Origin of the sequence: Amycolatopsis pretoriensis (assembly GCF_900107925.1) — a bacterium.
In the GTDB taxonomy this organism is placed as follows: domain Bacteria; phylum Actinomycetota; class Actinomycetes; order Mycobacteriales; family Pseudonocardiaceae; genus Amycolatopsis; species Amycolatopsis pretoriensis.
The window spans coordinates 151,223-170,515 of the sequence record NZ_FNUJ01000010.1 but is presented as its reverse complement, the minus strand read 5'-3'; the positions used below and the strand labels follow the sequence as shown (position 1 = coordinate 170,515).

The 19,293-nt window shown below is 71.0% G+C and carries 19 protein-coding genes; 13 read left to right on the top strand and 6 right to left on the bottom strand.

Features of this window, described 5'->3' with window-relative positions; genetic code table 11:
• Window positions 1-37: 37 nt before the first annotated feature.
• Complete coding sequence (locus BLV96_RS38170) at window positions 38-1,414, bottom strand: dihydrolipoyl dehydrogenase family protein (protein ID WP_086674100.1); 1,377 nt, start codon at window positions 1,412-1,414, stop codon at window positions 38-40.
• 74 nt (window positions 1,415-1,488) lie between these two features.
• On the opposite strand from BLV96_RS38170, the gene BLV96_RS38165 reads away from it, so the two are divergent.
• Window positions 1,489-2,415 (top strand): AraC family transcriptional regulator, encoded by a 927-nt coding sequence (locus BLV96_RS38165; protein ID WP_086674101.1) that lies wholly within the window; start codon window positions 1,489-1,491, stop codon window positions 2,413-2,415.
• A gap of 364 nt (window positions 2,416-2,779) precedes the next feature.
• Window positions 2,780-3,148: an STAS domain-containing protein gene (locus BLV96_RS38160; protein WP_086674102.1), complete on the top strand. Its 369-nt coding sequence runs from the start codon at window positions 2,780-2,782 to the stop codon at window positions 3,146-3,148.
• On the opposite strand, the gene BLV96_RS38155 is transcribed toward BLV96_RS38160, so the two are convergent.
• Complete coding sequence (locus BLV96_RS38155; RefSeq protein ID WP_244180786.1) at window positions 3,145-3,546, bottom strand: ATP-binding protein; 402 nt, start codon at window positions 3,544-3,546, stop codon at window positions 3,145-3,147. The two genes, BLV96_RS38160 and BLV96_RS38155, sit on opposite strands and share 4 nt — an antisense overlap.
• Window positions 3,547-3,738: 192 nt before the next feature.
• Between BLV96_RS38155 and BLV96_RS38150 the strand changes: the two genes are divergently transcribed.
• Genes BLV96_RS38150 through BLV96_RS38140 form a run of 3 tightly spaced genes read left to right on the top strand, consistent with a single transcriptional unit; the run spans window position 3,739 to window position 6,237 of the window.
• Entirely contained in the window at window positions 3,739-4,500 is a 762-nt protein-coding gene (locus BLV96_RS38150) for a thioesterase II family protein (protein WP_086674104.1), read from the top strand.
• Window positions 4,493-6,058, top strand: a complete 1,566-nt coding sequence (locus BLV96_RS38145; RefSeq protein WP_086674105.1) for an acyl-CoA carboxylase subunit beta — start codon at window positions 4,493-4,495, stop codon at window positions 6,056-6,058. Before BLV96_RS38150 ends, BLV96_RS38145 begins: the two co-directional genes overlap by 8 nt.
• On the top strand, window positions 6,058-6,237 hold the full coding sequence (locus BLV96_RS38140) for an acyl-CoA carboxylase epsilon subunit (RefSeq protein ID WP_086674106.1): 180 nt from the start codon (window positions 6,058-6,060) through the stop codon (window positions 6,235-6,237). The genes BLV96_RS38145 and BLV96_RS38140 overlap by 1 nt, the downstream gene beginning before the upstream one ends.
• Window positions 6,238-6,313: 76 nt before the next feature.
• Here BLV96_RS38140 and BLV96_RS38135 read toward each other — a convergent pair whose 3' ends face one another.
• From BLV96_RS38135 to BLV96_RS38125, 3 genes are read right to left on the bottom strand one after another with little or no spacing between them, the layout of a single operon-like run.
• Window positions 6,314-6,970, bottom strand: a complete 657-nt coding sequence (locus tag BLV96_RS38135; RefSeq protein ID WP_167379877.1) for a LuxR C-terminal-related transcriptional regulator — start codon at window positions 6,968-6,970, stop codon at window positions 6,314-6,316.
• A gap of 22 nt (window positions 6,971-6,992) precedes the next feature.
• Entirely contained in the window at window positions 6,993-8,117 is a 1,125-nt protein-coding gene (locus tag BLV96_RS38130) for a sensor histidine kinase (RefSeq protein ID WP_086674107.1), read from the bottom strand.
• A complete protein-coding gene (locus tag BLV96_RS38125) occupies window positions 8,108-9,364 on the bottom strand; it encodes a nucleotide disphospho-sugar-binding domain-containing protein (RefSeq protein WP_244180819.1) in 1,257 nt (418 codons plus the stop codon). Before BLV96_RS38125 ends, BLV96_RS38130 begins: the two co-directional genes overlap by 10 nt.
• 298 nt (window positions 9,365-9,662) lie before the next feature.
• Here BLV96_RS38125 and BLV96_RS38120 point away from each other — a divergent pair, with 298 nt between their 5' ends.
• Window positions 9,663-10,613: a proline iminopeptidase-family hydrolase gene (locus BLV96_RS38120; RefSeq protein ID WP_086674108.1), complete on the top strand. Its 951-nt coding sequence runs from the start codon at window positions 9,663-9,665 to the stop codon at window positions 10,611-10,613.
• The gene (locus tag BLV96_RS38115) at window positions 10,606-11,565 is read left to right on the top strand and encodes an ACP S-malonyltransferase (protein WP_086674109.1); all 960 of its coding nucleotides are present in this window, start codon (window positions 10,606-10,608) and stop codon (window positions 11,563-11,565) included. Before BLV96_RS38120 ends, BLV96_RS38115 begins: the two co-directional genes overlap by 8 nt.
• Here BLV96_RS38115 and BLV96_RS38110 read toward each other — a convergent pair.
• Window positions 11,558-11,803: a phosphopantetheine-binding protein gene (locus BLV96_RS38110; RefSeq protein WP_086674110.1), complete on the bottom strand. Its 246-nt coding sequence runs from the start codon at window positions 11,801-11,803 to the stop codon at window positions 11,558-11,560. The two genes, BLV96_RS38115 and BLV96_RS38110, sit on opposite strands and share 8 nt — an antisense overlap.
• Before the next feature lie 128 nt (window positions 11,804-11,931).
• Here BLV96_RS38110 and BLV96_RS38105 point away from each other — a divergent pair, with 128 nt between their 5' ends.
• The 6 genes from BLV96_RS38105 (at window position 11,932) to BLV96_RS38080 (ending at window position 19,291) form a co-directional block, all read left to right on the top strand.
• Window positions 11,932-13,401 carry an AMP-binding protein gene (locus tag BLV96_RS38105; protein ID WP_086674111.1) on the top strand — a complete coding sequence of 490 codons (1,470 nt, stop codon included), beginning with the start codon at window positions 11,932-11,934 and terminating at the stop codon, window positions 13,399-13,401.
• Window positions 13,402-13,662: 261 nt separating this feature from the next.
• On the top strand, window positions 13,663-15,111 hold the full coding sequence (locus BLV96_RS38100) for an AMP-binding protein (protein WP_086677955.1): 1,449 nt from the start codon (window positions 13,663-13,665) through the stop codon (window positions 15,109-15,111).
• The gene (locus BLV96_RS38095; RefSeq protein ID WP_086677954.1) at window positions 15,108-16,316 is read left to right on the top strand and encodes a type III PLP-dependent enzyme domain-containing protein; all 1,209 of its coding nucleotides are present in this window, start codon (window positions 15,108-15,110) and stop codon (window positions 16,314-16,316) included. Before BLV96_RS38100 ends, BLV96_RS38095 begins: the two co-directional genes overlap by 4 nt.
• A complete protein-coding gene (locus tag BLV96_RS38090) occupies window positions 16,313-16,789 on the top strand; it encodes a cobalamin B12-binding domain-containing protein (RefSeq protein WP_086677953.1) in 477 nt (158 codons plus the stop codon). Before BLV96_RS38095 ends, BLV96_RS38090 begins: the two co-directional genes overlap by 4 nt.
• A gap of 34 nt (window positions 16,790-16,823) precedes the next feature.
• Window positions 16,824-18,095: a methylaspartate mutase gene (locus tag BLV96_RS38085; protein WP_086677952.1), complete on the top strand. Its 1,272-nt coding sequence runs from the start codon at window positions 16,824-16,826 to the stop codon at window positions 18,093-18,095.
• Between the two features lie 38 nt (window positions 18,096-18,133).
• Entirely contained in the window at window positions 18,134-19,291 is a 1,158-nt protein-coding gene (locus BLV96_RS38080) for a cytochrome P450 (RefSeq protein WP_086677951.1), read from the top strand.
• Window positions 19,292-19,293 lie beyond the last annotated feature (2 nt).

The window sequence follows — 19,293 nt, the reverse complement described above, 5'->3', positions numbered from 1 at the left end:
TGGGGGAAGTGCCCACCGGATGCCGCCGCGGGTGTGCTCACCGCACAGGGATGACCTCGTTGAACGCCTCGGTCGAGCTCGGGTGCGTGTAGATGGCGTTGCGCAGCTCGGTCGCGGTCACGTCGTGGCGGATGGCCAGCGCGACGGTGTTGACGACCTCCTGGGCGTCGATGCTCAGCAGCGCCGCGCCGAGGACCAGGTCGGTGTCGGCGTCCACGACGAACTTCATCATCCCGCGCGTTTCTTCGACGGTGTAGGCCCTGGGCATGGCGACGATGTCGGCCACCCGCTTCTTGCCGACCCTGATGTTCCGGCCCTGCGCGCGGGCTTCGCGCTCGGTCAGGCCGACGGTCGCCAGCGGCGGGGTGGTGAACAGCGTGTGCGGCACGGCGACCCGGTCGGCCGTGGTGCGCTTGCCTTCGCCGAGCAGCTGGTCCAGCACGATCCGGGCGTCGTCGAGGGCCACGTAGGTGAACTGCGGGCCGCCGTTGACGTCGCCGACGGCGAAGATGTGCGGCTGGTTCGTGCGCAGGTGCTCGTCGACCTCGACGGCGCCGGCGGGTGTGGTCCGGACGCCGGCCGCGTCGAGCCGCAGCCCGTCGGTGACCGGACGCCGGCCGGTCGCCGGCAGCAGCGCGCCGGCCTCGACTTCGTGCGTCTCGCCGTCCTTTTCGTAGACGACCTTCGCGACGGCGCCGCTGTCTTCGACCTTCGTGATCTTGGCGCCGGTGATGATCCGGATGCCGTCGCCTTCGAGGATCTCGCGGGCGGCCTCGGCGATGTCTTCGTCCTCACGCGGCAGCAGCCGCTGCGCTCCTTCGAGGACGGTGACGTGCGTGCCGAAGTGCTGGTAGATCGACGCGAACTCGAGCCCGAGGTAACCGCCGCCGACGACCACGAGCCGCTCGGGCAGCGTCGCCGCCTGTGTGAGCTCGGTGCTGCTGACCAGGTGCTTGCTCGTGGCCAGGCCCGGGATCGGCGGGACGACCGGCGCGGAACCGGTGCTGAGGATGATCGTCGGGGCGGTGACGGTGATCCGGTCGTCCCCTTCGCCGACGGTGACGGTGTGCGGGTCGGCGAACCGGGCGGTGCCGGTGATGACGGTGACGGTGTCCTTCCCGTCGAGCGAGGCGAAGTTGCCCGCGCGGAAGGCACTGGTCAGGGTGCGGACGCCTTCGATGGAGCGGGCGAAGAACTCCTGCGCGTCGTCTTCGAGGCGGCGGCCGGTCGAGTAGTGGACGAGCATCTTGGTCGGCACGCAGCCGACGTTCGGGCAGGTGCCGCCGTACATGTTCTCCGAGCGCTCGACGAGGACGACGCGCTGACCCGCGTCGCCGAGGGCGTGCGCGGCGGTCTTCCCGCCTTTGCCGAAGCCGATGACCAAGACGTCCGCGGTGAGCTGGGTGGTTTCCATGCGCCCGAGTCTGCTTCGGCCGCGATGATCCGACCAGGCTTGTTCGGATCAGATAACTGCCCCAAAGTATCACCGTGGACACCATCAGCCGGTTGCTGCGCATGGCCCAGCTCGGAGCGACGCTCGAGAAGCACTGCCTGCTCGGGGCGGCCACGCGGATGGACATCGCCCGCTACGGCGAGCTCGAAGTGCCGTTTCACGTCCTCCTGGACGGCGAGTGCCGGCTGTACGTCGGCCGCGAGGTGTTCGAACTGCGCTCCGGCGACGTCGTGCTGATCCCGAGCGGCGCCGCGCACCGGGTGGTCACGGCGGGGCCGGGCCGGCCGCGGGGGATCGTCGAGACGGACGGGGACGCGTTCGCCACGACGCGCAGCGAGCGCGGCGGCGACCCGGTGATCGACCTGTTCTGCGGGCACTACACGGTCAACGCGGGCGCCGGCGCGCTGCTGTTCCGCAGCCTGCCTGGGGCGATCCACGTGGCGTTCGGGCAGTCCGCCGAAACCGACGAGGTCCTGCGCGCGCTCAGTTCGCTGATGCGCTTGGAGGCGAGCCGCGAAGGGTCCGGGACGGCGGCGATCCTCGCCGCGCTGTGCACGGTGCTGCTCGCGATGGTGCTTCGCACGGCCCGCGGCGCGGACGTCGTTTGGACGGCGGTGACCGATCCGGGCATCGCCGATGCGGTCGGGAGCGTTCTGGCCGAACCGGGGCAGGACTGGACGATCGAGCGGCTCGGTCGGCAGGCCTCGATGTCCCGTGCGACTTTTCTGCGACGGTTCGTCCGGGAGACGGGGATGACCGTGGGCGCGTTCCTGGCCCGGGCTCGCGTGATGGCGGCGGCTGAGCTGCTGACCACCACGGATGCGCCGGTTGCGACCGTTGCGGACCGGGTGGGTTATCGGTCGGAGTCGGCGTTCGGTCGCGCGTTTCGCGCCGAGGTGGGCACTACGCCTGGCCGGTTCCGGCGGGAGGCTGTGCTGCGGCGTGCCTCTGCCGCGGCTTAGAAGCAAAAGACTGTCCTCGCCGGACGGGCAGGCTCTGGGATGGCCTGCTGTTTCGCTGCCGTCTCTCGTTGGGGACGTGGGCCGCTGGGTGGTCATCCCGTCGCCTGAACGAGGCCTATCACTTTGAGCCGGGCCCGCAAGCCTGGCATTCTCCCTCGCCCTGGTCTCTGGGTTGCGGGCCCGGCTCAAAGTGATTTGACGGCCTCAGGCGACGGGATGACCACCCAGCTCCTCCTGTGGGTCGCGCTGCGCGCGGAACCAGTGTGCAACGGTTGCGCATCGCTTGTAGGGTGGTGAGGTCAGCGGTTCAGCCTGTAGCCGTCGTGCTCGACCCTCACGGCGTTATGCCCAGGAGGTTCCGCGAATGCTTGCTCCCCAGCTTTCCCCGCCCGCCGTCTTCGATGTCACCGCCACCGCGCATGCCAGCGTGATCACCGCTACCGGTGAGCTCGATCTCGCCGTCACCGAACACCTCGAAACCCTGCTGCGCCAAGAACTTCGGCTCGCCCCGGCCGCCCTCGTCTTCGACGTCTCGGCCGTGACGTTCTGCAGTGCCCGCGTCCTGTCGATCCTGCTCGACGCCGTTGCGGAAGCCACCCTCACCGGGGTGCCCTTCGCCGTCGCGGGGCGGTGCCGGGCCCTGTTGCGGCCGATCGCCGTCTTGCACCTGGACGACCTGTTGCCGGTGCACTCGAGCACCGAAGAAGCGCTGTTGCGGCTGGCGGGAGGCTAATCCTCCTCGCACCCGACGCGGGCCCACACGAGCTTGCCGTCGTCGTGGTGGCTCACGCCCCAGTCGAGGCTGAGCTGGTCCACCAGCAGCAGTCCCCGGCCACCACCGTGGTCGGGGACGCGCATCTTCGGTTCGCCGGTCCCGTCGTCGGCCACGGCCACGGTCACCTCGCACGGGTCGTGCGCGTGGTGGATCCGCAGCTGCCGCGGCCCGCCACCGTGGACGAAAGCGTTCTCCAGCAGCTCGCCGACGACGATCAAGGTGTCGATCAGGTCCGTCTCCCGCAGCGCACCCAGCTTGGCCTCGGCCCACCGCCGGGCGGTCGTCAGCCCGGGCCGGTCGACGCCGGCGACGTCCAGCACCTGCCACCCGGCCTGATCGGCTCCGTTCCAGCTCACGCGCACAGTGCGACTCCTCCCGACACCGCGCTTCCCCACGAGCGCGGCCGCTCGCAAATGGCGTACCCGGTATGGCGGCTTTTATGCGCGCGTCCGGCGGCGGCCTTAGGGGCCGTTAGGGGTCGTTGGGCCGCCCTCGCCCTGGCTAGCTTGGCCTGACGGACGCTCCGACCCGAAAGGCGGTGGGACGACATGGTCGCCCACGACGGCAACGCCGAGGAGAACTGGTTCCGCCGGTTCGCCGCGTCACCCGAGGCGAAGGCGCGGCTGGTCTGCCTGCCGCACGCCGGCGGCTCGGCCACGTTCTACTTCCCCGTCGCGAAGGCGCTGGCGCCGGACATCGAGGTCCTCGCCGTCCAGTACCCGGGCCGGCAGGACCGGCGCCACGAACCGTTCCTGACCAGCATCGGCGCCATGGCCGACCGCGTCGCGGACCTGCTGCGGGACAAGACCGACCGCCCGCTCGCCCTCTTCGGGCACAGCATGGGCGCGATGGTCGCCTACGAGACGGCGCGGCGCCTCGAACGGGCCGGGGTGCCCGTCGCCGGGCTGTTCGTCTCCGGGCGGCGCGCGCCTTCGCGGGTGCGCGACGACAGCGTGCACACCCGGACCGACGCCGGCGTGATCGACGAGCTGCGCCGGCTGAGCGGCACCGAGATGAACCTGCTCGGCGACGACGACGTCGTCCGGATGATCCTGCCCGTCGTGCGCAACGACTACCGCGCCGTCGAGACCTACCGGGACACGCCGGGCGAGCCCCTCGCGACCCCGATCGTCGCCTTCACCGGCGACGCCGACCCGATGGCCACCATCGACGAAGTCGCCTCCTGGGCCGACTACACCACCGGCGGGTTCGACCTGGTCGAGCTGCCCGGCGGGCACTTCTTCCTCACCCGTCACCAGGACGTGATCCTCGGGCGGCTGGCCGGCGAGCTGGGCGGGGCCCGTGTCTGAGGCACCCGCCGCGTTCGCCAACCGGCTCGTCGAACTGCGCGAGATCAAGGACGCGGCGCGCCGCGGGCCGGACGAAGCGGCGACGCGGCGGCAGCACGAGCGCGGCAAGCTGACCGCGCACGAGCGGATCGAGCTGCTCCTCGACCCGGGCTCGTTCACCGAGCTCGAGGCCCTGCGCCGGCACCGGGCCACCGGGTTCGGCCTGGAGCAGCGCCGGCCGCACTCCGACGGCGTCGTCTGCGGCTGGGGCACGGTCGACGGGCGGACGGTCTTCGTCTACGCGCACGACTTCCGGGTCTTCGGCGGCGCGCTCGGCGAGGCGCACGCCCAGAAGATCCACAAGGTGATGGACCTCGCCGAGGCCGCGGGCGCGCCGCTGGTGTCGCTCAACGACGGCGCCGGGGCCCGGATCCAGGAGGGCGTCACGGCGCTCGCCGGGTACGGCGGCATCTTCCGCCGCAACACCCGCTGTTCCGGGGTCATCCCGCAGATTTCGGTGATGCTCGGCCCGTGCGCGGGCGGCGCGGCCTACTCGCCCGCGTTGACCGACTTCGTGTTCATGGTCCGCGAGACCTCGCAGATGTTCATCACCGGCCCCGACGTCGTGCAGGCGGTGACGGGCGAGGAGATCACGCAGAACGGCCTCGGCGGCGCCGACGTGCACGCGGCGACCTCCGGCGTCGCCGCGTTCGCCTACGACGACGAGGCGACCTGCCTGGCCGACGTCCGGTACCTGCTGTCCCTGCTGCCGGCCAACAACAACGAGGCGCCGCCGCACTTCCCGGCCGGCGACCCGGCCGACCGGCGCACCGACCGGCTCCTCGACGTCGTCCCGGTCGACCCGGCCCGCGCGTACGACATGACCGCCGTCATCGCGGAGATCGTCGACGACGGCGAGTTCCTCCAGGTGCACGCGGACTGGGCGACCAACGTCGTGTGCGCGCTCGCCCGCCTCGACGGGCACGTCGTCGGGATCGTCGCGAACCAGCCCGCGGTCCTGGCCGGCGTGCTCGACATCGAGGCCAGCGAGAAGGCCGCGCGGTTCGTGCAGACGTGCGACGCGTTCAACATCCCGCTCGTGACGCTGGTCGACGTGCCCGGCTTCCTGCCCGGCGTCGACCAGGAGCACGGCGGCATCATCCGCCACGGCGCGAAACTGCTCTACGCGTACTGCAACGCCACCGTGCCGCGGGTGCAGCTGATCCTGCGCAAGGCCTACGGCGGCGCGTACATCGTGATGGACTCACGCTCGATCGGCACCGACGTCTCGCTGGCGTGGCCGACGAACGAGATCGCCGTGATGGGCGCCGAGGGCGCGGCCAACGTGATCTTCCGCCGCGAAATCACCGCGGCCGACGACCCGGAAACCGTGCGGGCGCAGAAGATCAAGGAGTACCGCACCGAGCTGATGCACCCGTACTACGCGGCCGAGCGCGGCCTCGTGGACGACGTGATCGAGCCGGGCGAGACGCGGTCGCTGCTGATCCGGTCACTGGCGATGCTGCGCACCAAGCACGCCGATCTCCCGGCGCGCAAGCACGGGAACCCGCCGGTCTGATGGACGGCCCGGTGGTGCGGGTCGTGCGTGGCGCGCCCGACGAGACGGAGCTGGCGGCGCTGGTGGCGGTCCTGGCCGCGGCCGGCGCCACCCGGCCCGCGGCCGCGGAACCGGCACCAGTGCGCTTGCGCCGTCGCGTGCCGTTCCAGCCGGCGACGAGCTGGCGCACCTCCCGCTGAGCGAAGGTCCGTGAATGGCACATTGAGGGACTTAGCGTCCCTGAATGTGCCATTCACGGACTTGCGGCTGGGCGAGTCAGGCGCGGACGGCCGTACTGTCCAAATAGGTCAGGACCGCGCGGATGCGGCGGTTCTCGTCGCGGCTCGCCTCCAGGCCCAGCTTCGAGAAGATGTTGCTGATGTGGTTCTCCACCGCGCCCTGCGTGACCACCAGCTGCTTCGCGATGGCCGCGTTCGACAGGCCCTGGGCCATCAGCCCGAGCACCTCCGTCTCGCGGGCGGTGAGGGCGTCGAGCGGGTCGCGGCGGCTGCGGGCCAGCATCTGCGCGACGACGTCGGGGTCGATCGCGGAGCCGCCGCCGGCCACGCGCCGGACGGCCTCGAGGAAGTCGGCGACGTCGGCGACGCGTTCCTTCAGCAGGTAACCGACTCCGGACGTGCCCTCCGCGATCAGGTCCACCGCGTAGCTGCCCTCCACGTACTGCGACACCACCAGCACCGGCAGGCCCGGGATCTCCTTGCGGGCGGCCAACGCCGCGCGCAGGCCCTCGTCCGTGAACGTCGGGGGCATCCGCACGTCGGCGATGACCAGGTCCGGCCGGTGCTCGCGGATGGCGACGAGCAGGTCGTCACCGTTGGACACGGCGGCCGCGGTCTCGATGCCCACGTCGGAGAGCAGGCTCTGCACACCGGCGCGCAAGAGCACGGAGTCTTCGGCGATCACCACACGCATTTCGCAGCTCCTGGGGGAGATTTCACCAGCGGACGGGGAGGTCGGCGCGCACGACCGTGGGGCCGCCCACCGGGCTGACCACGGTGAGCACACCGTCGATGGTGCCGGCCCGGTCGGCGAGGCCGGCCAGTCCGCCACCGGGACGCACGGACGCGCCGCCGTGACCGTTGTCGATGATCTCGACGACCACCGTGTCGTCGTCGCGGGTCACGCGCACCGACGCGCGGTCCGCGCCCGCGTGCTTGGCGATGTTGGTGAGGGTTTCGCTGACGATGAAGTACGTCGTGGTCTCCACCGGCGCGGGTGGCCGGGGTTCCACCGTCACCTCGACGTCCACGTGGATCGGCATCCGCGCGGTCAGCGCGGACAGCGCGGCGTCCAGGCCGCGGTCCTGCAGCACCGGCGAGTAGATCCCGCGGGCGAGGTCGCGCAGCTCGGACACGGCGAGCTTCGCGTCGGCGTGGGCCGCGCCGACCAGCTCGCGTACGGCGGCCGTGTCGGCGGGATCGTTCACGTCCAGCTTCAGCTGCGCCCGGCCCAGGCTCATCGCGACGGCGACCAGCCGCTGCTGCGCGCCGTCGTGCAGGTCGCGTTCGATGCGCTTGCGTTCGGCCTCCACGGCGTCGACACCGCGGGCGCGCGAGTCCTTCAGCTGCCGGGTGCGGGCCTCCAGCTGCGCCGTCCGGCCCGGCCCGAGCAGCGACAGCGTCAACGCGCCGTGCAACGCCCCGATCCGTGGCGCCACGAAGATGCCGAACGGCGGCACGGCCACGGACACGATCCCGGCCACGAACTCGACGATGCCCAGCGGGAGCGCGAGCAGCGCGTAGATCAGCTCGCGCCACGTGGCCGGGTCCAGGAGCCGCATCTGCCACGTCTGCAGCAGCCCGGCGCCGTGCGGCAGCCGGCGCGGCGCCGGGACGTCGACGCCGAGCATGGTGCTCACCCAGCGGCGTTCCAGGTCGGCCAGGCCGCCGGCCACCGAGGTCGCGGTGATCAGGATCGGGATGCCGATCCACAGCATGGTGGTGGCGATGCCGAGGATGGTCGTCGCGAGCACGAGCACGAACGCGGCGATCCGGAGGGGGAAGCTCGCGATGAGGAAACCGATGGTGCGGACGACACGGGGCCGCTGGGTCACCGGCATCGCGCGATCCGCTCGAGCTCCGGCACGAGGTCGTCGAGCGTCGGCGTGGCCAGCATCTCGTCGCGGACCTCGAGTGCGCTGTCGCGGAAGGACGGTTCCTCCAGCAGCCGCTGGAGTCCGCTTCGGATGGTGTCCGGCGTGACGTCCTCGAGGTCCACCATCAGGCCGTTGCCGCGCTTTTCCTGGGCGAGCGCGGAGATCCGCTCGCTCCACGTGGTGCCCGGGATCACGAGCTGGGGGACGCCGTTGACGACCGCGTTGCCGATCGTCGCGCCGCCGCCCTGGTGCACGATGGCCGAGCAGCTCGCGAGGAGCTCGTACATCGGCACGAAGTCCACCGCGCGGACGTTGTCCGGGACCTTGTCCACCGACGCGAGCTGCTCGGCGTTGAGCGTCGCGATCACTTCGACGTCGAGGTCGGACAGGCCGTCGAGCAGCGCGGAAACCGACGTCTCCTCCTCACCGAGCGTCTGCCGGTTGGAGATGCCGAGGGTCAGCATCACGCGCGGGCGCGACGGCGGTTCGACCACCCAGCGCGGCAGCGCCATCGGCTTGTTCAACGGCACGAAGCGCGCCGGGAGGTAGTCGACGTCGACGCCGTCGTAGCGGAGGTAGGACGGGTGGGAGTCGATGGTCTTGACGCCGTAGCGCAAGTTGTCGTCGTACTCCGCGCCGTAGCGGCCCACCTCGGCCGACATCCACTCGACGAACGGGTCCGGGCTGGTGTCTTCGGGCCTGCTCGCGCGCAGGTCCCGGTACTGGGCGCCGATCCGCGCCGTCTGGTCGGCCGCGTACATCATCCGCAGGTGCGGGACACCGACCGCCTGCGCGACGATCGGCGCCGTGTAGACCAGCGGGTCCCACAGGACGAGGTCCGGCTGCCACTGCCGGGCGAACCGGACGAGCTCGTTGAGCAGCGGTTCCGGGGAGTTCCAGCGGAAGACGTCGACCCAGCCTTCGTAGACGGTGCGCACGTACTCCTCGGTGTAGCGCTCCGGACGGCTTTCGGACAGCTGGTGCTTGCCGTGCAGGGTTTCGTCGTCGCCGCCGGCGCTGAGCCGCCGGTGCTGGGCGATGTCGAGGTCCTCGCCGAACCACATCGCGTCGAGGCCGGTTTCGGCGAACGGCAGGACCTCACGGGGATTGCGCTGGCCGACGAACCGCACCTCGTGCCCGGCCGCGGCCAGCGCCCAGCCGACCGGGGCCATGCTGTAGACGTGCGTCCTCGTCGGGAAGACCATCACCATGACGCGCACAACGCACTCTCCGATGCCGGGGTCCGGGAAACACTGCTGCTGGGGAAACGGTAAGCGCGGCGGGCGCCGGGGCAGACCCGGCAATGCGGCCGTAGGGGTCCGGAACCCCTGTTCCCGCGCGGAAACCTTTCGCTCGGGAACTGCGGTGCGTTAAAGAGGTCCCTGGCACTTAGCTCGGCTTTAGACGCCCCTTAGGGGCTGGTGACCGCGCTCGCGCACCGGCTAGACATGAAGGTGGTTCCGGCCGCGCAGAAGCCGGACGCGAGGGAAACGGACGAGGTGAATGAGCATGGCCGTGGCACCCATCGTGAAGGGCTGGGTTCCCTTCGGCGGGTACCGCACCTGGTACCGGGTCACCGGAGCCGCCGGGAGCGAGCTGCCGGCCGTCGTCGTGGTGCACGGCGGTCCGGGGAGCACGCACGACTACCTGCTGAACCTCTGCTCGCTCGCCGAGCACGGGTACCCGGTGGTGCACTACGACCAGCTGGGCAGCGGCGGTTCGACGCGGCTGCCGGGCAAGGGTGCGGACTTCTGGACCCCGGAGCTGTTCGGCGACGAGCTGGACAACCTGGTGCACCAGCTGGGCGTCGAGGACAACTACGTCCTGTTCGGACAGTCGTGGGGCGGCCTGGTCGTCGCGCGGCACGCGGCGCAGCGGCCGGAGGGCCTGCGCGGGCTGGTGATCGCCGACTCGCCGGCGTCGTACCCGCTGTGGCGCCAGGAGATGGACGTGCTGCGCGCGCAGCTCCCGCCCGGCGTGGACGCCGCGCTGCGCAAGCACGAGGCCGACGGCACCACCGACGCGCCGGAGTACTTCGAGCTGATGCGCGCGTTCTACGACCGGCACGTCTGCCGCGTACTGCCGTGGCCCGCCGACTACCTGGCGTCGTTCATGGAGATGGCCGACGACAACACCGTCTACGCGACGATGAACGGCCCGAGCGAGTTCACGGTCACCGGCACGCTCAAGGACTACTCGGTGATCGACCACCTGGACGACATCGAAGCGCCGACCCTGCTCGTGACCGGGCGCCACGACGAGGCCACGCCCGTGACGGTCCAGCCGTACTTCGACCGGATCCACGACGTGCGCTGGGAGATCTTCGAAGACTCCAGCCACGTCCCGCACCTCGAGGAGCCCGAGCGGTTCCGCGAAGTCCTGCTGGGCTTCCTGCAGGACGTCCACCCCACCACGCCCGGGCACCGGGCCACCGCACGAGAGGTCGTCAGCCATGGATGAGGCCATCCGGCCGGGGTCGGCGGTCGTCTTCCCCGGCATGAGCCCGTGCCGCTTCGCCGACTTCGGCAAGTTCCTGCTCATCAACCCCTTCGCCCGACGGCTGATCGCGGAGGCGAACGACCGGCTGGGCTACTCGCTGATCGACCGCTTCCGCGAGACCGAGGGCGACTACTCCGAGTACGCCCAGGTCGGCTTCATGCTCACCTGCGTCGCGCTGGCCGAATGGGCCGAGCAGGAGCACGGGATGAGCCCCGACTGCTGCGCCGGGCCGAGCTTCGGTGAGAAGCCCGCCAGCGTCTACTCCGGTTCCCTCACCTTCCCGGACGCGGTGTGGATGACCGCGGAGCTCGCCCGCTGCCTCACCGAATTCTTCGCGACCGAGTACACCGACGTCGTGACGCACTCGTTCGTCCGCACCTCGGAGGAGAAGCTCACGGACGCACTGTCCGAACTGGACGGCCGGGGCGAGTGGTTCGACATCTCGTGCTACATCGATCACGACTTCTACATGGTCTCTCTGCGCGAAAAGAACCTCGACTGGCTCAAGCAGACGGTGCGGAGCATGGGCGGGCTGTCGCTCTACACGATGCGCCCGCCGTTGCACTCGCGCGCGTTCGGCGCGCTGCGTCGCAAGGCGGAGGACGAGGTGATCGGCGACCTGACCTTCCACGACCCGCTGCTGCCGATCGTGGCCGACCAGGACGGCGAGGTCCTGCGCACCGGCGAGCAGGTCCGCACGATGCTGCTCGACAGCATCGTGAAGCCGCTGCGCTGGCCGGACGTCGTGACGTCGCTGGCCGAGCTCGGCGTGGGCAAGCTCTGGGTGGCCGGACCGGACACGCTGTTCGGGCGCGTCCGCGTCACCACGAGCCGGTTCGAGGTCGTGACGGTCAACCCGCGCATGGCCCTGCAGCCCCGCCGCCGGGGCGCAGGACCGTCGCGGGTCAGCTAGCGGGCTGCAGCGCGGACAGCGTGGTCCACAGCCGGCCGGGGTTCTCGAAGGTCTCCAGGTTCAGGGCGTCGTCCTCGAACCGCACGTTGTAGCTCTGCTCCAGCACGGAGAGCAGCTCCACGGTGGCGAGCGAGTCCAGCCCGTACTCGCGGAGCGGGGTCTCTTCGGTCAGTGCCTCCTCGGCGGGCAGGAAGGGGAGGAACGTGCGAAGCGTCTCGTCAAAAGTGCTGTCCCACATGGCTACTCCGGATCGCTAGGTTGGGATCTACCGAGAGGAAACCGACCGCCCGGTTCGGTTTTGGACTCTACCGCGCGTCTCCGTCCCGGATCGACGCATCGGCACCCCTATTCACGCGGAGGATCACGATGGACACCGGTCTCACCAGCGGGCTGCACACGCGGTTCCTGCGCGGCCTCGAACGTTCCGGCGGCGGCGTGGCCGTCCACGTGGGCGACGAGGTACTGACCTACGAGCGGCTGAACGACCTGGCCCTCCTCTGGGGCGGTGCGCTGGCAGAAGCCGGCGCCCGCACCGTAGGGGTCCTAGCGGGCAAGGGGGTCACGGCGTACGCGGGGATCCTGGCCGGGCTGTACGCCGGCGCGACGATCGTCCCGCTGCGTCCGGACTTCCCCGCGGCGCGGACCGCCCAGATGGTCTCGGCGGCCGGCATCGACGTGCTCGTCGCGGACGAGCGGGGTCGCGCGGTGGCGCCGGAGGGCGTTCCGGTGCTCGGCTCGACCGCGGCTTCGCAGGCTTTGACGGCCCCGCTGGCGCCTTCGTCGGATACCGCGTACGTGCTGTTCACGTCGGGTTCGACCGGGCGGCCCAAGGGCGTCCGGATCGGGCACGCGGCGGTCGAGCACTACTTCGGCCTGCTCGACGCCCGGTACGACTTCACCCCGGACGACGTCTTCTCGCAGACGTTCGACCTGAACTTCGACTGCGCGATGTTCGACCTGTTCTGCGCGTGGGGCGCGGGGGCGCCGGCGGTGGTGCTGCCGGGCGGGGCGTACCGCAACCTGCCGCGGTTCGCGGCCGAGCGCGGGCTCACGGTGTGGTTCTCCACGCCGAGCGCGATCGACCTGGTCCGCCGCACCGGCGGCCTGACCCCGGGTGCCCTGCCCGGGCTGCGGTGGAGCTTCTTCGCGGGCGAGGCGCTGACGGTCCGCGACACGGCGGACTGGCGGGCCGCGGCGTCGTCGTCCCTGATCGAGAACCTGTACGGGCCCACCGAGCTGACCATCACGGTGTCGGGCTACCGCTGGGACGACGTCTCGACGCCGCAGGTGGCGATCAACGGAGTGGTGCCGATCGGCGAGGTGCACGCGGGCCACGACCACGTCCTGCTGGGTGACGATCCGGACGAGGGCGAGCTCTGCATCGCGGGTCCGCAGATGACGCCGGGCTACCTCGACCCGGCCGACGAAAAGGGCCGGTTCCTGGAGCGCGACGGCAAGCGCTTCTACCGCACGGGGGATCGCGTGCGGCGGCTGCCCGACGGGCTGGCGTACCTGGGGCGGCTCGATTCCCAGGTGCAGGTGCTGGGCTGGCGCATCGAGCTGACGGAGGTCGAGCACGCCCTGCGCGACTGCGGCATCCAGGACGCGGTGGCGCTGGGCGTGGCGGGCGACGCGGGGACGGAGCTGTTCGTGTTCTACACCGGCGGCGAGCGGCCGGTGCTGGAGATGGTGCGCGCGCTGCGGGCGGTGCTACCGGAGGGGGTCATCCCGCGGCACTACCGGCACGTGGCGGAGTTCCCGCTGAACTCGAACCGCAAGATCGACCGAAAGACCTTGGCGGCCCGGGCGGCGGAGATTCTGGCGCCAGTCGCCTGACGCGGTCTGCCGCTTTGGCGTGCCCGGGGATCGGCGGCCGGGTCGCGGGCGGAGGTCATGAACGACTCGTTCATCGCATCGGACGCGATGAACGAGTCGTTCATGCGTTTCCGGGGCGGGGGCCGGGTGGCCCCGGTGGGCGGGGGTTAGGGGCCGTTAGGGGTGTGGATCCGCAGGTCGGCGCGGATAGCTTTCCGTAGGTCTCCAGGTGTGTCTTCCACGCCGGCCCGGTCATCCTTCGAGTCCTACGGAGTGGCAGTCGTGAACGATTCTCTGGTCCATTCTCTGCTCGATGCCGCGGCGGCCGATGCGGCCGGGGCGTCGGCCGTCCGGGACCGTGCCGGTGCCTGGACCTACGGTGAGCTCGAGGCGTGGAGCCACGCCGTCGCCGTGGTGCTCGCCCGCCGGGGGGTCGCGCCCGCCGATCGCGTTGTCGTGCAGCTGCCCACCGATCGGGCGCTCGTCGCGCTCTTCTACGGGACTTCCCGCCGTGGTGCGGTTTTCGTGCCGATCAACCCGGCGATGAAGAAGTTCCACTTCGACTCCGTCGTGGCCAACGCCGAACCCGTTCTCGTGCTGACGCCGGAGAACTTCGGTCCCTTTTGGACGGAAGTACAGGAAACGCTGGGCCACAAAGCCGAAGCCGCCAATACAACCGAGGACGACATCGCCGTCCTGGTCTACACCTCCGGCAGCACCGCCGCCCCCAAGGGCGTGATCGGGCCGCACCGCCAGGTCACCTTCGCCTCCCGCGCCATCCAGGAGGTCCTCGGCTACCGCTCCGACGACGTCGTCTTCTGCCGGTTCCCGATGTCCTGGGACTACGGCCTCTACAAGGTTCTCCTGAGCACGCTCGGCCGCAGCGAGATCGTGCTCGCCGACGCCGAAGCGGACCTGCGGCTGCTGCAGCGGATGCGTGAGGTCGGCGCCACCGTCGTGCCGATCGTCCCGTCGCTGGCCACCATGATCGCCACCCTCGCCGCGCGGGACGACGAACCGGCCGCGCCCGTGCGCCTGTTCACCAACACCGGCGCGGCTCTGCCCGACACCACCATCGCGCAGCTCCGCAACGCGTTCCCCGGGGTCAAGGTCGTCCGCCAGTTCGGCCAGACCGAATGCAAACGCATCACGATCATGCCCCCCGACGAGGACACCGAGCGCCCCGGTTCGTCCGGGCTGCCGCTGCCGGGCACCTCCGTGCTGATCCTCGCCGCCGACGGGACCGAGCTGCCCGCCGGGGACATCGGTGAGATCGTCGCCGCCGGCCCGCACGTCATGCCCGGCTACTGGCGGGCGCCCGAGATCTCGGCCCGCGCGTTCCGCCGCGACGAGACCACCGGCGAGCCGCGCCTGCACACCGGTGACTACGGCCGCCTCGACGCCGACGGCTACCTCTACTTCGAGGGCCGCCGCGACGACATGTTCAAGCGCAAGGGCATCCGGATGTCCACTTTGGAAATCGAAGCCGCCGCGATGGACATCCCCGGCGTCCGCGCGGCGGGGGCGATCCCGCCGAGCGAGACGCGGGACCTCGCCATCTGCGTCGAGACCGACCTGCCGCCGACGACCGTGCTGCGCGAGCTGGCCAAGCGCCTCGAGCCGCAGAAGGTCCCGTCGCTGTGCCACGTCGTCGAAGAGTTCCCGCTCACGGCGCACGGGAAGAACGCCACCAAGGAACTCGCCCTGCTCGTGGAAGGCGCCCGCAAATGAGCCGCGACCTCGCCGCCGAATACGGCACGCCCGCCTACGTCTACGACCTCGACGTCGTCGCCGAGTCGCGCGACCAGCTGTTCGGCATGCTGCCCGAAGGCTTCCAGCTGTTCTACGCGCTGAAGTCCAACCCCCACCCCGAAATCGCGCGTGAGCTGCGCCGCGGCGGTTGCCGCGCCGAGATCAGCTCGACCGGCGAACTGGCCAACGCCCTCCAGGCCGGGTTCGACCCGGCCGGGATCCTCTACACCGGACCGGGGAAGACGAACGCCGAGCTGGAGTACGCGATCGCCACCGGCGTCCGGCTGTTCTCCGTCGAGTCGCTGACCGACCTCCAGCACGTCGGTGCCGCCGCCGAAAAGCACGGCGTCACCGCGTCCGCGTTGCTGCGCGTCAACACGACCGCGAGCAGCGGTGGCACCGGAATCCGGATGATGGGCCGCCCGTCGCAGTTCGGCATCGACGCCGAGACGCTGCCCGAGATCATGCCCGCGCTGAAGGCGGTGCCGGGCGCACGGGTCGTCGGCGCGCACTTCTTCACCATGAGCAACGCCCAGGACGAGGACGCGCTGCTCGGCGAGTACGAGTTCGTGCTCACCTCGGCCGCGCGGCTGCGCGACGAAGTCGGCCTGCCCCTGGAGGTCCTGGACATCGGCGGCGGCTTCTCCTCGCCGTACGCGGTGCCCGGCCCGCGCACCGACTACCCGAAGCTGCGCTCGGGCCTCGAAACGCTCCTCGACCTGCACCTGCCCGAGTGGCGTGACGGCGGGATCGAACTGGCCTGCGAATCGGGCCGCTACCTCTCCGGCAGCTGCGGTTCGCTGCTGGCGGGCGTGGTCAACGTCAAGGAAAGCCGCGGCAGCCGGTTCGTCGTCCTCGACGCCGGGATCAACGTCGTCGGCGGCCTTTCCGGGATCGGCCGGCTGCTGCCGGCGGCCGTCGGGGTCGAGGAAACCGGTGACGCGGTCGGCAGCCTCGTCGGTCCACTGTGTACTCCCGGGGACTCGCTCGCCAAGGCGGCGAAGCTGCCCGAGCTGGCTTCCGGCGACGTCGTCACCGTGCCGAACGTCGGCGCCTACGGCGTCACCGCGAGCCTGATCAGCTTCCTCGGCCGGCCCACGCCGGTGGAGGTCGTGGTGCGCGGCGACGACGTCGTCTCGGTGTCGCGGTTGGACTACCAGCGAGTCTACGAGGTTTCCCCATGACGGAAGAACTGCGTGCCTACGGGACCGGGATCGTCACCGAACCGCCGCGGCGGACGGTGATCGTCAGCAGCATGGCGTCGGACTCCCACACCTGGAACCTCGTCTACCTCCAGCTGCTCGTCGGCGAGCTCGGCTTCGACGTCGTGAACCTCGGCGCCTGCGTGCCGGACGAGCTGCTGGAGTCGGAGTGCCTGAGCCGCCGGCCGGCGATGCTCGTGCTGAGCAGCGTCAACGGCCACGGCCACCAGGACGGCCTGCGCGTGATCCAGCGGATCCGCGCTCTTCCGGAGCTGCGCGCGCTGCCGGTGGTGATCGGCGGCAAGCTCGGCGTCGGCGGGGCGCTGACCGCGGAGGAGACCGCGCAGCTGCTGCTCGCCGGGTTCGACGCGGTCTTCGACGACCAGCAGGGCGCGGGATCCTTCCGCCGATTCGCCGCGACGCTGTCGGCGGGCGTGACCCAGGTGGAGGCGTGAGCACCGCCGACGTGCTCTTCCCCGCGGAGGCGGCATGAGCTTCGAAGAGTTCGTCGCGCGACGGCACGCCGCCGGCGAGCTCGTCGTGCAGCCCCGCATGGGGTTCGCGGACCCGGCCGTCATGCGGGCCGGGCTGGCCGCGACCAGGAACGCGGCCGCGGCGACCGTCGGCACGGTGACGCTCGACAGCTACACCCGCGTCTGCGACACCGCTTCCGTCGCGCACGCGCTGCGCAACGGGATCGCGCTCAACGGCTACCCGATCGTCAACCACCCGCCGGGGGTCACCCGCGCGATGCTCGACGGTCTCGAGGGACCGGAGTTCCCGGTGCAGGTGCGTCACGGGTCGGCGCGGCCGGCGGACATCTTCCGCGCCATGATCGCCGCCGGCCTGCACGCCACCGAGGGCGGCCCGGTCTCCTACTGCCTGCCCTACAGCCGCACGCCGCTGGACGAGTCCGTGCGCAACTGGGCCCACTGCTGCGACCTGCTCTTGGACGCCGAGCACCCGGGCGGTCGCCCGCACCTGGAGACCTTCGGCGGCTGCATGATGGGCCAGCTGTGCCCGCCGAGCGAGCTGGTGGCGCTCTCGGTGCTGGAGGCGTTGTTCTTCTACCGCAAGGGTGTTCGCAGCATCTCGGTGAGCTACGCGCAGCAGACGAGCATGGCGCAGGACCAGGAGGCGGTGTCCGCGCTGCGCCGGCTGTGCGCCGAGCTGCTGCCCGACGCCACCTGGCACGTCGTGATCTACGCCTACATGGGCCTGTTCCCGCGGACGTCGGACGGCGCCCGGAGCCTGCTCGGCCGGGCGGCCGAGCTGGCCGTGACGACCGGGTCGGAACGGCTGATCGTCAAGACGACCGCGGAGGCGCACCGGATCCCGACCGTCGCCGAGAACGTCTCGGCGCTGGAGCACGCGGGCGCGGCGGCACGGGCGGTCACCGAAAAGGCCGTGGTGGAGCCGGACAACCAGGTCTACCGCGAGGCGTACGCGCTCGTCGACGCCGTGCTGAACAGCCACGCCGACCTCGGCCGCGCGATCGTCGTCGCGTTCAAGCGCGGCCTGCTCGACGTCCCGTACTGCCTGCACCCGGACAACGCCGGGCAGGCGCGCAGCTTCCTCGACCCGGCGGGCCGGCTCGGCTGGTCGGAGCTCGGGTCGCTGCCGCTGCACCGCGTGGTGGAACGCCGCCACGCCGACCGGATCACCTCGTCGACGCTGATGTCGGCGCTTTCCCACGTCCAGAACGCCTTCGACGCCGAGGCGCTGGAACAACCGATGAGAGCGATTGGGGGCGAGTCGTGACGAGTTCACGCCGGACTGTCCGTGCGTATCCGTTCGACATGCACGAGATCTCCGTTTCCGAGCAGTACCACATCCTGCAGCGCGAAGAGCCGCTGAGCCGGGTGCAGATGCCCTTCGGCGAACCGGCCTGGCTGGCGACGAAGTACGCCGACGTCAAGCTGGTGACGACCGATCCGCGGTTCAGCCGGGAGCTCGCGCAGGGCCTCGACCAGCCGCGGATGCGCCGCCAGCAGATGGGCGACGGCATCATGGGGATGGACCCGCCGGACCACTCCCGGCTGCGCCGCCTGGTGAGCAAGGCGTTCACCGCGCGCCGCCTGGAGGCGATGCGCGAGGGCGTGCACGACCTGGTCAACGAGCTGCTGGACGCCATGCAGGCCCACGGCGACAGCGCGGACCTCGTCGAAGAGCTCGCGCGGCCGCTGCCGGTCACCGTGATCTGCGACCTGCTCGGGGTGCCGAAGGAAGACCACAAGATCTTCAGCGAGTGGACCCAGGCCCTCGTCAGCGACGCGACGGCGAAGAGCGACGTGCTCGACGTCTACGGCGACAAGCTCGACGAGTACGTGGCCGGACTGGTGGCCCAGCGGCGGGAGGAGCCGACCGACGACCTGCTCGGCGCGCTCGTCTACGCCCGCGACGCCGGCGACAAGCTGACCGAGCAGGAGCTGATCGCGATCGCCGGCGCCGGCCTGCTCACCGGTGGGGTGGAGACCGTTTCCACGGCGCTGCCCAGCTTCATCTTCACCTTGCTCACGCAGCCCGAGCTGCTGGCGCAGCTGCGGGAGAACCCGGACCTGATGCCGACGGCCGTCGAGGAGCTGCTGCGGTACGTGCCGATCAACACCGCCGCGATGTTCGCGCGCTACGCCACCGAGGACATCCGCTTCGGCGACGTCGTGGTGCGCGCGGGCGACCCGGTGCTGCCGGCCCTGCACGCGGCCAACCGCGACCCCGAGGTGTTCGCCGACCCGGACCGCATCGACCTCACGCGCAGCCCCAACCCGCACGTGGCGTTCGGGCACGGCCCGCACCACTGCATCGGCGCGCAGCTGGCGCGGCTCGAACTGCAGGAAGCGCTGAAGGCGATCCTGGCGCGGTTCCCCGACCTGCGGCTCGCGGACGGCCGCGAGGGCGTGAAGTGGGAGTACGGCGTCATCGTGCGGGGGCCGTCGCTCCTGCGCGTCGCCTGGTAACG